At 47.4% G+C, this 14,117-nt stretch carries 9 protein-coding genes; 6 read left to right on the top strand and 3 right to left on the bottom strand.

Features of this window, described 5'->3' with window-relative positions:
• Positions 1-26 precede the first annotated feature (26 nt).
• The 4 genes from ACY2RR_RS09190 to ACY2RR_RS09175 all read left to right on the top strand — a co-directional run bounded on the left by ACY2RR_RS09190 (position 27) and on the right by ACY2RR_RS09175 (position 6,328).
• Positions 27-1,697 (top strand): hypothetical protein, encoded by a 1,671-nt coding sequence (locus ACY2RR_RS09190; protein ID WP_490107836.1) that lies wholly within the window; start codon positions 27-29, stop codon positions 1,695-1,697.
• A gap of 97 nt (positions 1,698-1,794) precedes the next feature.
• On the top strand, positions 1,795-3,336 hold the full coding sequence (locus tag ACY2RR_RS09185) for a ShET2/EspL2 family type III secretion system effector toxin (protein ID WP_490107835.1): 1,542 nt from the start codon (positions 1,795-1,797) through the stop codon (positions 3,334-3,336).
• Positions 3,337-3,674: 338 nt separating this feature from the next.
• The gene (locus ACY2RR_RS09180; protein WP_490107834.1) at positions 3,675-5,078 is read left to right on the top strand and encodes a PhoH family protein; all 1,404 of its coding nucleotides are present in this window, start codon (positions 3,675-3,677) and stop codon (positions 5,076-5,078) included.
• Between the two features lie 113 nt (positions 5,079-5,191).
• Positions 5,192-6,328 (top strand): trypsin-like serine peptidase, encoded by a 1,137-nt coding sequence (locus tag ACY2RR_RS09175; RefSeq protein ID WP_490107833.1) that lies wholly within the window; start codon positions 5,192-5,194, stop codon positions 6,326-6,328.
• Between the two features lie 64 nt (positions 6,329-6,392).
• Here the strand turns inward: ACY2RR_RS09175 and ACY2RR_RS09170 are convergent, their stop codons facing one another.
• Entirely contained in the window at positions 6,393-8,198 is a 1,806-nt protein-coding gene (locus ACY2RR_RS09170) for an AMP-dependent synthetase/ligase (protein ID WP_490107832.1), read from the bottom strand.
• Between the two features lie 1,240 nt (positions 8,199-9,438).
• Here ACY2RR_RS09170 and yaaA point away from each other — a divergent pair.
• A complete protein-coding gene (gene yaaA / locus ACY2RR_RS09165) occupies positions 9,439-10,215 on the top strand; it encodes a peroxide stress protein YaaA (protein ID WP_490107831.1) in 777 nt (258 codons plus the stop codon).
• Positions 10,216-10,285: 70 nt separating this feature from the next.
• On the opposite strand, the gene ACY2RR_RS09160 is transcribed toward yaaA, so the two are convergent.
• Together ACY2RR_RS09160 and ACY2RR_RS09155 are read right to left on the bottom strand one after the other, a co-directional pair.
• The gene (locus ACY2RR_RS09160) at positions 10,286-11,599 is read right to left on the bottom strand and encodes an OmpP1/FadL family transporter (RefSeq protein WP_490107830.1); all 1,314 of its coding nucleotides are present in this window, start codon (positions 11,597-11,599) and stop codon (positions 10,286-10,288) included.
• Between the two features lie 139 nt (positions 11,600-11,738).
• A complete protein-coding gene (locus ACY2RR_RS09155) occupies positions 11,739-12,344 on the bottom strand; it encodes a trimeric intracellular cation channel family protein (protein WP_490107829.1) in 606 nt (201 codons plus the stop codon).
• Positions 12,345-12,875: 531 nt separating this feature from the next.
• On the opposite strand from ACY2RR_RS09155, the gene ACY2RR_RS09150 reads away from it, so the two are divergent.
• Positions 12,876-14,039, top strand: coding sequence for a cation:proton antiporter (locus ACY2RR_RS09150; protein WP_490107828.1), 1,164 nt, complete (start codon positions 12,876-12,878; stop codon positions 14,037-14,039).
• The last annotated feature ends 78 nt before the right edge of the window (positions 14,040-14,117 follow it).

Here is a 14,117-nt window from a genome sequence, read left to right as displayed (position 1 = left end):
TGTTTTGTTTTTGCATGCGGCTTCCCATGGTTCGAATCTGGCTTCTGATCTTTTTCTGTGCCCAACTGTTATTTGCTGATGAATCAGAAGTTGCTGAATCGCCAGAGTTTGGCATTGCCTTGTCTGGAGGTGGCAGTCGTGCAATATCTGCGGCGATAGGCCAATTGAGAGCGCTGTATTACCACAGATGGATGCAACAGGCTGATTATATTTCTGCGGTTTCTATGGGAGCTCTGACGACAGAAATTCTCACCCGCCAACCAAACCATGAGGAAGTAAAAAAGAGGCTGGGAACATTATCCCCATCACCAGAATTGCTTTATGCAACTTCACAAGCTGATGAACACACCAGCAACCTTGCCTGGACTCCGGCTGGTTCAATAGCTGAACTTCCCCAGCTTTACTGGTGGCCTAACCGTTATCTTAATATGGCTTGGCTGATCTCAGGTGCAATCACTAGCTACTCTCCTTGGAAAGAGTTTATCCAAACCTCTCTTCTTCTGCCTTACCTTCCCAAAGATCGTTCTTATCCACAGCTAAAATGGCCGACACTGATTACCGGAGCCACAGTGGCACGGGATTTCTCGTCTATGAATGGAATAGCGCCCATCGAGTTTGTAAACGGAGTGGCTCGCATAAGATCTGATGTTTCATTACAGGATCAATTCGGGCACTTAAACCTTCCTGCCCAGACTCAAACCTTGAACCAACCCCAATCACAGGAACCTGCCAACACTGCAGACATTCTGGCCAGCAGCAGCGCTAACTTTTCTCTGGTGATTGATACCCTGAAACTCTGGAGTGGTATTTCCTCTCTGGGCAATTTCAGTTTAATTCCGCAATACAGCGGCTTAGTTGTATCCGATAACAACTCACCACCACAGGCCTTTGGTGATGGCGGCTACCGGGATTTCACCGGCATTATTCCCTTGCTGGCTCGAGGGGTGAAAAACATTTTGGTGCTGATCAATACACCATTGGGAATCAGGCCACATGCCCCCGACAGATTAGAGATTACATCGGCACTCCCCCCGTACTTTGGCTACACCGGTAACTTACGTTCAAAAGAAGCTGATAACTCACGTTACTCTGATCAACCCGAAGACATGTGCAGCAACCCATGCCAGATCGGCTATTGTCCGGATATCTGTCTGTTGGCTCACAATCAAGTGTTTCCTTCCGAAGATTATCAACCCCTGATTGATCATTTAGTTACAGCCCGCATGCAGGGGCTGCCGGGGTTGTATTACCAAGAATTACCGGTTCTGCGAAACGATCATCAGGGAGTGAAAGGAAACTACACAGCTAAAGTGTTGTGGGTCTATCTGGATCAAAGCCTGAGCTGGTGGCAGAAGTTGGTTTATCCCCTAAGAGATCACATTAGTCAGTCACCCGAATTCACCAAGCCTGAAGCTAAAGAACTTTACAGTGCCGCACTTTGCAAAGATGCAGAATGCATGAGCCAGCGATTACGCTTTCCATTTTATTCCACCATGGGAGAGCTGAAACTCAGCGCACTGCAGGTCAACCTGCTGGCTAACTACAGCCAATGGATGCTGATCCAAAACAGCCACAGGGTTTATCCCCTTAGAAATGGTTCCCGGAAGGCAAAGCCACTCTGTAACAGCCGTGAATTACTAACTGCTTTTTTCCAATCCAAAGTAGGAGAAATGTGTTTACCTGCTTCTAGGCAGTAGAGTATGGGCGGGTTGTAAGCTCTGCTGACCTGCCCGTCAGGCCTTTACCCTGAAACCTCTGGCAATCTGCAGGTTTGCGGTTTAGAAAGGCTAAAGAATGAAGGGGCTGACACAACTCATCCACAATGTCGTTCAACGACCAGCCGCAACCTGCTGTCAGTCCAAAAATGGCGCAGTACATTTTCTCAACCGTACGCTGGAAGTTACTGGAGCTAAAGGTTATTTGCACAGGGCTTTGGAAAGCGCAGTTGGCTATTTATCAGGTGATCCTTACCGCTCTGTTAGCTACGAGCCGGTTCATCCTATGGCTCGTAAAGCTAAAACTCTGCAACAGCAAGGTCGCTTACGTCACATAACCGGATCATCAACGGGGTACAGAGTTCTGGATTTTTTCGGTTACTACGATAAACCCACCATTCTGGCTTATCACTCTAAAGGGCGTAAGGTTTGCTTGAATATGCGAGCTTGCCGAGAGTTCGACGGCAAACAGGAACCAGTGGTGTGTCGACATCTTGCCAATGCTTATGCCAATGGCACCATTGGTAGAGGGGAAGGGAAGTTTGAACATGTGAAAAACTTGACTGCTATTTCAAAAGCCCTGCCTTCAATTATCCCTAATGATGCTGCGCAGAAAGGCTCTGTTTTTGACACGAAATGCGCACGCAGGGCTATCTACTTTCGTTCCCACGCGGTATCCCGTGTTCTCTATACTTTGGCTTGTAACTTTGAGGGGCATGAACGCGAAAACTACTTCTTTTTCACGCCTCTCCACGCAATGGCGCTGGGCATTGAAAAAAGCAAGGAATACGTAGAGGGGTTCACCTTCTATTTCTATGATCCTAACGACACTCTCAGACACGTAAAAATTATCGTTTCCGATCTTGAGAGCGTGAAAAAGCTAACGCTTAGCTACCTTATTCCGCTCTACCATCAGTTTTATTATTTCGATGATAGCCATAATTCAATGTGCGCATTCCGCCATAATAATACGCAAGATGATTTCGAAGTTGCGTACTTTGGCCTCCCTGACCAAGGGATGATTCACTTACTCATGCAGCGTGGGCACTACAGAAGCAATGCTTCCGAAATGATTAACTGGAAATGCAACCCTGAGTGGCTTGCTGCCAAAAATAGCATGGATGCCCCTGCCCTCTCTCTAGCCACTCAGAATGGCCATGCCGAAGCTGTAAGAGATTACGCCTCAGCGATTCTATCCAGCGATATGAACCAGAAAGATAAGGTGAAGCTTCTGACTGGGGAAAGGAAGAATGGAGCTACCGCAATCGCCATTGCAGCCACACGTGGGCATACCGAAACCGTGAAAGTCTATGTGTCAGCTATACTCTCCAGCTCTTTAAGCCCCGAGAGTAAAATGGCTCTCGTGTCTGGTAAAGCAAAAATATGTACACCAGCACTCCATTCCGCAGCCTTTAAGGGCCACAAAGAAACCGTAGCGGCCCTTGTTTCTGCCATACTCTCAAGCGATTTGAGCACTGACATAAAAAAACAGCTCATCAACGAAAAAGGGCACGATGGTTTATCTGCAAGGGATAGTGCCGAGAAACGTGGTCATAAAGATATTGTCGACATTCTCGACAACGCAATCGTCGATGAAGGCTTTCAGGGAGCGTCTGGGTAGCAATTAAAGAAAGCGGGGATGCTTCAAAATGCGATATGGAAGGGGTGAAACTTGAGAGCATATCTCTTAAATATATGAAGTTAATTTCAACCCCGCAATAGCCAGAAAACTATTTTTTATAAAATGTGAAAAAAACAATGAACTTACTGTGTCAGCACTTGCCATCTTTCAAAAACACCACTCATAATCAAAACAGGCCTGCCTGTAATTCATAGCTGTCTGGCAGTGCTGTAAGCTCATTTGAGCTGGTGGCCCTGACAAGGCCAAACGTACCAACACCGGCCCTGCTTGTGATCCAAGTGCCGGCGCCGGTGACGTTAAGGGAAGAAGGAGCAGCTATGCATGATGCAGTGACGCTGGAACCAACCGAGTCGCCCCATCGTACTACTTACGTCCTGGACAGTAATGTCCTTATCCATGATCCCAACTCACTACTGAACTTCGAAGAACACCAGGTCATCATCCCCATCACAGTTCTGGAGGAACTGGACAAACTCAAGAACGGAAAACAGACAATAGCCGCCGACTGTCGTCAAGCCATTCGCCTGATAGACAGCATTGTTGGTTCAGCGACCCCCGAGGAGATTGAGAAAGGAGTTCCCATAACCCGCGGAGAAAAAAGCCCTCCATCAGGTGCCCTGTCGATACAGATGAACAGTGCCCCACCTAATGTCACCATGCTTCCCACAGACCTAAACGATAACCGCATCATTAACGACATCTGTCACCTTCAACGCCAGCACCCCGAAGACGAGTTTGTGCTGGTTACCAAAGATATCAATATGCGCCTCAAAGCCCGTGGCTGCGGCTTGATGGCTGAGGATTATCATAACGACCAACAAATTTCCGATGTCAGCCTTTTACCACGTGGATTCCTGGAGCTAGACGGTAGTCTCTGGGATCGTCTCAACAACGTAGAAACAACACAACATAACGGCAGAACTCTTCACACTATTCCTAAGCTGGAGGTTTTCGGAAATCCTGGCATTAACGAATTTATTCTCGACAAGCAGGACTTTGTCGGGCGGGTTGTCAGCAACGATGATGATAAACTGGTGCTGGAACACATGGATCGGGAGAAACTCCTGCACCGTAAGGCCTGGGGTTTACAACCATTAGATATTCATCAGGCTTTGGCATTGCACCTGTTGCTGGATCCAGATATCCAACTGGTGAACCTGAATGGTCCGGCCGGTTCCGGTAAAACTATTCTCGCTCTGGCTGCCGCTATCGAGATGACCGTTGCCGACCAGCAGTACCGCAGGATTATCGCCACTCGCAGTACCAAAGGTCTGGACGAGGATATTGGTTACCTTCCCGGCACAGAAGCGGAAAAGATGGAACCCTGGCTCGGCGCCATTACCGATAACCTGGAGGCCCTGCACAACGATGATGAAAGTACCCGCAGCAGCGTGGATTACATCCTCGACCGGGTACCCATTCAGTTCAAATCCCTGAACTACATTCGTGGCCGCAGTTTCCAGCACAGTCTGATTATTATTGATGAGTGCCAGAACCTGACCCCACACCAGATGAAAACCATCATCACCCGTGCAGGTTATGGCAGTAAGGTGATTTGCCTCGGTAATCTGGCGCAGATCGACACGCCCTATCTTAACCCGGCCAGTTCCGGACTCACTTATCTCACCCAACGTTTCCGCAACTTCGACTATGGAGGCATGATTCAGCTCGAAGGCGTTCCCCGCTCTGCTTTGGCAGCTTTTGCTGAAGCCAATCTTTAATCACTGACAACACTGGCCGGATACAATTCCTGTATCCGGCTTCGCTTGCACTCCTGCCATTTTGATCTTTGCTTAGGCTCCTGAATCGTCACCCGGCAAGGCAGATCAAGATCATGACGTTATTCGGTTTTCTAAAAGTGCTATCGACTTCCACTGTGGCCTTGGCAGCGTCTGGGCAAGCTCCGGCAGACACTCCTAATGCCATGGTTCAAAAGCTGGCCGATGGACATATCAGCCTTGCAGATATGAACAACCATCTTTCTCAAACAGGCATTGACCCGCTGGAAGAAAACCATCTGCACAAACACTTGAGTGACCATTTTGATAAACATGGGCTGAGCTTTGTTGGGCTACCTCAAAGCAAACAGAACAATCCCGAGTTAGCACTGGCACTGCATCAGGTTTTAGAAACCAAGCCTGTGGCCATGAAGCACAAAAAAGGGAAGCGGAACAAAGGCAAGCAGGCCGATGCCGCGCTCCCACAAAAAGCTCCACTCGACAAAGCACCTTTTATCCACAGCGGTAAACTTGTCATTCGTCAGGGTGATGAAGTTGTTACCTGCTCTGCACACCTTCTCTCCCCAGAGCTGCTATTAACTGCTGCCCATTGTTTTGACAGTGAATATCGTGCTTCACAGATTACCTGGTACCAGGCTTTTGACCGGGGCATGTTTTTGAATGAAGTGAAACCGGTATGGATTGCCCATAACAAGAACTATGAAAAGGCCATTGATCTGGGAACCGCAGGCGTTCGTCACCCTTCAGAACAAGACAGGGATAATGCCATTGATGCCGGCTTTGATTATGTGCTTCTGGGCATTCCTTCTGGCAGTGCCACCGGCTCTGGTAATCCTCTGCATTGCTTTAAAAGAGGAGGAACAGAGTGGAAACCCAGAGATGGATTCCAAATTGGTTACGGCGCTGATTACGGCGCGAATAATGAACTCTATATGACCCCGGTGACTATTGAAGACGTAACCTTTGACACCGATCCTCTGGCAGAAAAAAACAAAGCCTGGACTGTTGTATACAACGGCAAGGAGTTAGGAGAAGGTGCCAGTGGTGGGCCTTTCCTGTTTAGCGCACCAGACAGTAACAGCGATGATGGTTTGGTTGTCAGCAGCAGCCTGACCGGGGTGATTATGAATGATGACAAAAGCACTAATATGATTGGGCCGGCTTTTCTTTCGGAAGGGAATTTTGCTCGCTTTCTGAAAGCCCACAAAATTACCGGCATTGGCTGTGAGTAGTTTTCACAAATAAAAAGGGCTGAGTGTAATCAGCCCTTTTTATGCTGTGTTCCCTGCCTTGGTTTTAGTGGCGGCCGGGGTACATGGCTTCAATCTCTTTACGGAAGCGCTCCATAATCACCTTTCTGCGCAGTTTCAGAGTCGGCGTCATTTCACCTTTTTCTAAAGAGAACTCACGGTTTAGCAGAGTAAACTTTTTAACCTGTTCAAAACGGGCCAGTTCACTTTGCAGTTGTTCCAGTCGCTTATGGAACATCTCCTGAATATCACTGTGACGCAGAAGCTCCATACGGTCTTCAAACTTTACGCCAATGGAGTGCGCGTATTCTTCCAAAGCTTCGAAAGCAGGAACAATCAGGGCAGACACATATTTACGGGCATCGGCAACAATAGCCACCTGTTCAACAAAGTGATCCCGAACCAGAGCACCTTCTACCACTTGCGGCGCAATATATTTACCGCCAGAGGTTTTCATCAGATCTTTCAGGCGTTCGGTCATAACGACGTTACCGGCTTCATCAATGAAGCCTGCATCACCGGTACGGAACCAGCCGTCTTCGGTAAAGGCTTCTGCAGTGGCTTCTGGCTTGTTGTAATAGCCACGCATCACCGTATCTGCTTTTACCTGTATTTCATTTTCTTCACCAATGCGCATTTCAACACCGGGAAGTGGCTGACCGGTTGACCCAAACTTAAAGCCGGAATCTTCATAGCAGGAAACTGTAGCCGTGGTTTCACTCAAGCCGTAACCGATTTTGATGTGAATACCGATACTCTGGAAAAACAGGTTAATATCATCAGCCAAGCGTGCGCCGCCACATGGGAAGTAGCGTATCCGCCCGCCCATTGCGGCACGGAGTTTGGAATAAACCAGTTTTTCACCAATGGCGCAGGAAAGTTTTAGGAATGGCCCAGCTGTTTTTCCCTGTTGTTCCAGAAGAAAACGCTTTTCAGCGCAACCAACAGCCCATTTGAACAGTTTTTTCTTTCCGGTCGGCGCTGTTTCAACCTTCGCAAGAATAGCTGTGTGCATTTTCTCGTAGAGTCGGGGCACAGCACACATAACTGTTGGGCGAACATTTGCCATCACTTCTTTGATGTCAGTTTGATCCCGCATATAGACGTTCTTCGCACCGCGATACAGTACGTAATAGGTCCAAGCTCTTTCAAACACGTGGCTCAGAGGCAGGAAGCAGATGGAGACGTCACCTTCTGTCAGCGTTAAACGGCTGTCGTGTGACTTAAAACCCGCTGCCATATTGGTGTAATCCAGCATAACCCCTTTGGGTTCACCGGTTGTGCCAGAGGTGTAGATCAGTGTCAGGAGATCATCCATACACACGGCTTCAAGGCGACTCTGCAGCTCAGCTCTTTCTGCACGACCTCCGTGGGCGTTCACAAACTCCTGCAAGTGGCAGGCTTTGTCACAAGAACGCAGATCAATGCTGGCATCCATGGCAATGATGCGTTCCAACTCTGAATTCTCGGAACTGATTTCCAGGGCAGCATCAAACTGTTCCTGTTCACCCACAAACAAAATACGGGCGCCAGCATCCTTAATTATGTAAGCCGCCTGCTTGGCCGTATTGGTTGGATAGATAGGAACAGAAACACCCCGACACCAGAGAGTGGCAAGGTCAGCAATCGTCCACTCCGGCATATTACGGGAGAAGATGGCAGCTTTACCCTGCACCTCAAGCCCTGCAGCTATCAGGGCAAGGGCGAGCTCTTCGACCTGCACTCCAAGTTCAGTCCAGCTGATATCCTGTCCATCACTGCTATTTGCATAACAAAGAGCAGGACGGTTCTGATACTTGCTGATACGTTCACGCAGCAGACTGACAAGGTGATAACTGGAAAGTTGAGACATAAAGCAGGCGCTTGTTACTTCTGGCCAAAATGTAGAGGAGGAGTCTCTATTGGTGAGGGGCAGCGGTCAATACGGTATGTCACCTGCTGAAACAAAAAGAAACAATTGGAGACAAGGCTCCTGACTGCCAAAAATACTGATTCCTTTTATGCGTGTTTAACTCTTGCACATAAACTACGCAACTCTCGCTGCTGCCTCCGCACTTTTTTACAAAGAACAGTCATATCGTGTTTTGCTTCCCCAATCAGGTTTACAGCCGAGTGAAGGTACTTTTGTTTCCTCGTAAGGGATTTTGTTTTTTTAGACGCTAACTCATATGCCTTTGCTTTTTCTCTCTTTATATTCACGTGATGCAAACCATGAAACTGATTGCATTTGTCAGCACACTTCAGCGCATACTTCAGCAAGCGAAACTTTAGCTCAGGATTTCTGGTTTCCCGACACGCATCAAGATACGCCTTCGAAACTTTAAAAAAGCACCGAGAAAGCCTTGCGGATGTTTTTGAGTCTGAGGGCTGATAAACAGTTCTGTAACTCTGGATCTTCTCCCAGGGTATATACAGGAGAGCATTAGGATCCCGCCTTCTTTTGGCTCTCCGATAACGCTTCAACATAGCTTTCAGATCCTGGATAAGCCATTCATTCATATCGCCAAGACGCTGCTCTGCGAGAGGGTGTTTATACTCCCAGGCCATACGGTAAGCATCTATTGCTCCCCATGTCTGACGACACGCGAACCCTTCATCAGCAGCTATCAGCATTTCTTTCTGCAGCCTCATGCCTTCGGCATAATATTTAGACGCTTGATAAGAGCTATAAGGTGAACAGATTTTACGGAGAACAAGGGCGCCGCAATCCCAGATATATGAACCCCAGCTTTTATCGGCTTTTACCTCTGAAGTTCTTCCGTTGCCCGTTTCACAGCTGACACTTCGCCTGAAGGCCTTTCCTGCAGGCTTACTGTTTTTTTTATGGCTGTTACCAGCGGAGGCTGATTTTTGTGCTGTTAATCTTTTCCTGGCATCTACCGAGCTTTCCATAGGGCATCCAACTTTAAAGCAACTCTTATGGAGACTAGAATCCAACAAAGTTAGCTTTTAGTAACTAACAGTACGGTTAGTATTTCTAACAAGCCTTTGGATACCCCTTGAAAATATCCAAGCTCCTATAACTGGAGAATCAATGCTTCAGGGAATACTATGAGCGGGATAACAATTTTTAAGACTATAGGGAGTCTGATGTGCTGATAGTCATTTCACCTGCAAAAACGCTGGATTACGATACGGCTCCAGCCACAGATATTCATACAACACCGGACTTTCTTGAGCATTCACAGGAACTTATAGAACAGCTTCGTGACTTGAGCCCAGCCCAAATCGGCAAACTGATGGGCGTCAGCGACAAAATCTCAGGGCTAAACGCAGCTCGCTTTGAAGCCTGGAGCACGCCATTCAGCCCAGATAACGCCAAACAGGCGGTATTGGCCTTTAAAGGCGATGTTTATACTGGGCTGGATGCAGAAACCTTGGATAAAAAGGGCTTCGAATTTGCCCAGAACCATCTCCGTATTTTGAGCGGGCTTTACGGATTACTTCGCCCTCTTGATCTTATGCAGGCCTACCGGTTGGAAATGGGCACCAAATTTGCCAATAAACGAGGCAAAGATCTGTATACCTTCTGGGGAGATACTATTACTGATGCTCTGAATTCTGAGTTATCAAACCAGAATGACAACATCTTAATTAACCTCGCATCCAATGAATATTTTAAGAGCGTAAAACCCAAACAACTGGAGGCCGATATTATTACTCCAGTCTTTAAAGATCTTAAAAACGGTCAGTACAAAATAATCAGTTTCTATGCAAAAAAAGCCCGCGGTCTTATGACTCGCTACATTATTGATAAGAAAGTGACTAAGCCTGCAGCACTGAAGAAGTTTAGCTACGGTGGTTATATTTTTAATGCAGATATGAGCGACGATAAGAACTGGGTTTTCACTCGAGATGAGGCCGAGTAGTTTTTATCAAACCCTGCTTCACTCACTACCCAAAGAGCACAGTGAGTGAAGCAAGATTAAAAAGCAGCAATCAGTACTGATAAGTCAGCGATGCCATCGCAATATGAGCACTCATTTTATACTTACCTTTATAGGTGAGTGCTCTGTTCTCTGAACCATCACCATTGTGGGCAACCTCATTTACCTTTTCAGTTTTAGGAATCAGGTAACCGTAAGCCATATCAATAATCCATGGAGCACTGGGAGTAAAGCGTGCTCCCACAGTCAACCAGTTACGGTCTGTGTCCGGAATACGTGCTGTACGATATTCATCTTTAACAGGTGATTCATCAAAGGCATAACCAAACCGCAGCAACCATTGTGGGTCTAACTGATAACGAGCACCGATTGAGAACGACCAGACATCATCCCACTTTTCCGGAACATAGCTTATCGTCCCGCCTTTAGGCACAGTTAAGAAAGGCTCATCGGCAACCACCTTAATTTCTTTGAAGCTGCTCCAGCCCGTCCATAAAGCCCCGGCTACGATGGTCCAATCTTCCGTAAGCTTATGGCTACCACCAATTTCGAACATGTCTGGCAGCTTCAGTTTCAGGTGACCATCAGACTTCGCATAAACACCAGTTCCTTCCAGTTTCGCGGAGCCTTTCATTTTGAAGTCTGTTTTAGATGTCCAAGCCACACCTACACTGGTTGTACCATTATCCCACAGGCCACCAATCTTTATACCTGCCTGCCAGTCATCTCCCTGAACTGTTGATTTCAATTCTGCTCCGGGAATAGCAGGATGAGGAGCCTGTTGAGTCAGGGTTCCATCCACATGAGAAGCAAAAACACCCACCCCAACACTTAGCTGATCAGAAAATTTATAACTCACAGTAGGTTGAATATTGATGTTGATGAGCTCCGACCTGTTAGCCAGATAGCGGCCAACAAAATCCCTGGTGTAATCAGTAACCAGCCCGAAAGGCACATAAACCCCCACACCAAATGACCACTTTTCATCAAGTATATGGGCATAGTAAGCCCCGGGAACAAAGACAGGAGATACAAAGTCTTCGCCATTATCACCCGGCACCCTGTTAGTCCCCAAGGTTGCTGAATAATCCGACAGCTCCCCCTTAGGAACAATCAATGCTCCGCCAAGAGTCCACTGGCAACTTTGTAGTGAAGACATAGCTGCAGGGTTTGCCGCAATGGCTGATGCATCCTGTGCAGCTGCTGCCCGCCCGGCATAAGCTGTGCCCGCAGCGGCGGCTGAAGACTCATTAATAGCAAAGCCGGCTGCTGTCGCCTGCCCGGAAAGCACACACGCTCCGGCCAGAACGACTCGCTGAGTAAATAACTTGGAGAGAAGCGGAACACAGGGACGGAACGACGACATAACGGACTCCTGTACAACACTGTTCGGCTGGTTAGGATGAAAAATCCAAAGGCCTGCTCAAGTTGAAAGAGCAGGCGAACCCAAAAACCGAAAAAGTGTAGCAGGCGTCCGAAAAACACCATTTTTATTATAGGTATATTTACCCTAACTTAACGCGAGGAAGGGAGAGGTTGCAGTAAATCGCCAGTAACCGAAGGACAAATACAACCGAAGCACAGGCAATAGCAATCAAGCCTCTGGAAACTCCAGAGCTTTCCAATGCCACGTAGAGAAGGCCGCCCGCAATGGCTGCTGTCGCATAAATCTCATGACGCAACACCATAGGAACCCGACCCGCCAGCACATCACGGAACATGCCCCCACCAGCTCCAGTGAGAACTCCCATAATCACAGCAACCATGGGTGCAGCACCATAGGAAAGGGCTTTTTCAACTCCGATCACAGTGAAAACACCAAGGCCCAGAGCATCAGAGAGCAAAATAATATAACGGGTTTTATGCCACCAGTTACGACCAACCAGAGTCAGTGCCGTAGCCAGGCAAATAACTGTTATATATGCCGTGTCGTTTACCCAGAAAACCGGTGTACTTCCCAGTATGGCATCCCTTATGGTTCCGCCTCCTACGGCAGTCACAAACGCCAGGACTAGAGCCCCAAAAACGTCCAGGTTCCGTCGTGCAGCAACCATTGCCCCTGTAGCCGCAAAAACGCCAGTCCCCAACAGGTCGAGAATGTAAAGAAGCATGTAAAGAAAAAATTCCAGCCAGCAGATCGTGGGAAAAATCCCGCCATCTGATCATGTTTATCGTATGTGAATTGTAAAGAAAGATCGCATGGCAACGGAAGGTCTTACCAGAAAAATCGTGAGGTGAAATATACCTAGAAACAGGTGATTCCACTGGGCTTACCTATTTCTAAAAATAGCCATTTGTTTAATGAATTCTATTTTTTTTAATTAACAAACATCTAAAACTATAAATTAATATTGTTCATTAAATTTATTGCGACCTTTGAGAAAACAGGCGTTTTTTAGAAACCCATATAATAAGAAGAAAGAATCAACTTAATTTTCAGTTCATTTTCAAATCGGAAATTTCATTGATCCATGTCGCTTTTTGGCGCCAATAAAAGCCCATACACTTCCGCAAAACAAAATAAACACCAGTTACGATTTTTGAATGTTATGTATCAACCTTTTTAACTTAGGATTGCTATTTAGGGTATTACTTTGAAAAAAGTTATTATTTTTTCCCTGCTCCTTTTACTCGGCATATTTATGTCGCAAACACTCCCTTATTCTTTCGGAGATTCTTATACCAGTTTCCAAGCGTTCATCATGTATCTGACCATGGTGGCACTATCCTACATAATGATTGATGTAGGCAGCGAATTTGATATCGATAAATCCAATCTCTCTGGCTACGGGGTTGACTACCTGGTTGCCATGACTGCAGCCACATTCCCCTGGTTGTTTGTCGTTCTGTACTTCGTATTTGTCTTATCTCCCCAGGGCGTATGGTTTGAAGTCGACACCTGGAAAGAGATGTTGTTGCTTGGCCGTTTTGCCGCTCCAACATCTGCAGGCGTTTTGTTTGCCATGCTGGCTGCAGCAGGACTGAGCTCTACCTGGATGTTCAAGAAGGCCCGAGTACTGGCAATCTTTGATGATCTGGACACTGTACTGCTGATGGTACCGCTGACCATTATGATGGTTGGCCTGAACTGGCAGCTGGCCTTTGTTCTGCTTTCACTGGCCATTATGCTGGTTGTTGGTTACAAGAAGCTGCGTTCCCTGGAGATTCCCTGCACATGGAAATCCATGTTGGGCTATGCCTTCCTGATTGCGACTGCCAGCAAACTGATTCTGTTGGGCAGTATGGCTATTGATGCCAAGACCCCGGTTCATATAGAAGTTCTGCTGCCAGCCTTCCTGCTTGGCTGCATGATCAAGCCTTCTCCAAATGCGAATCCTCATGACCCGGAGCGTATGAAGGCAAATACTGTGATTGCCGCCCTATTCATGGTTCTGGTTGGCCTGAGCATGCCTCTGATGGACTTCACGACAACTGTTGGTGCTGAAGCTATGGGTACCTGGGCAATCATTGGCCACGTACTGATGGTCACTGTCATCTCCAACGTGGGCAAAATGTTCCCATTGTTCTGCTACCGTCAGGAAGCCTCTGTGCGTGAACGTCTTGCACTCAGTGTTGGTATGTTCCCCCGAGGCGAAGTGGGTGCAGGTGTACTGATGATCAGCCTGGGTTATGGCATTGGCGGCCAGGTACTGACCATCGCCCTGCTGTCCCTGACTCTTAACCTGTTTCTTACTGGGTTCTTTATCATGGGTGTTCGTGCTCTGCTGTCAAAAAATCAGCAAGAGCAAAAAGCCGCTCAACCACAAGCCACCCGCACTGCCCGTACAGTTCAAATGGCTGGTTAACCCTCCTTTGCTACTGACAAGGGCGCTTCTCAGCAGGAAAGCGTCCTTTCTTTATCTTTATGCTCATTCAGCGCTCTA

The organism is Parendozoicomonas sp. 2304DJ65-17 (genome assembly GCF_058148445.1).
This window is presented reverse-complemented; position numbering and strand designations above follow the sequence as displayed.

Excerpts from the sequence above, each read along its gene's own strand:
- ACY2RR_RS09150 (WP_490107828.1), top strand. The coding sequence starts at position 12,876 with ATGTCGCAAACACTCCCTTATTCTTTCGGAGATTCTTATACCAGTTTC.
- ACY2RR_RS09160 (WP_490107830.1), bottom strand. The coding sequence starts at position 11,599 with ATGTCGTCGTTCCGTCCCTGTGTTCCGCTTCTCTCCAAGTTATTTACT.
- ACY2RR_RS09185 (WP_490107835.1), top strand. The coding sequence starts at position 1,795 with ATGAAGGGGCTGACACAACTCATCCACAATGTCGTTCAACGACCAGCC.
- ACY2RR_RS09170 (WP_490107832.1), bottom strand. The coding sequence starts at position 8,198 with ATGTCTCAACTTTCCAGTTATCACCTTGTCAGTCTGCTGCGTGAACGT.
- ACY2RR_RS09155 (WP_490107829.1), bottom strand. The coding sequence starts at position 12,344 with ATGCTTCTTTACATTCTCGACCTGTTGGGGACTGGCGTTTTTGCGGCT.
- ACY2RR_RS09175 (WP_490107833.1), top strand. The coding sequence starts at position 5,192 with ATGACGTTATTCGGTTTTCTAAAAGTGCTATCGACTTCCACTGTGGCC.
- ACY2RR_RS09190 (WP_490107836.1), top strand. The coding sequence starts at position 27 with ATGGTTCGAATCTGGCTTCTGATCTTTTTCTGTGCCCAACTGTTATTT.
- ACY2RR_RS09180 (WP_490107834.1), top strand. The coding sequence starts at position 3,675 with ATGCATGATGCAGTGACGCTGGAACCAACCGAGTCGCCCCATCGTACT.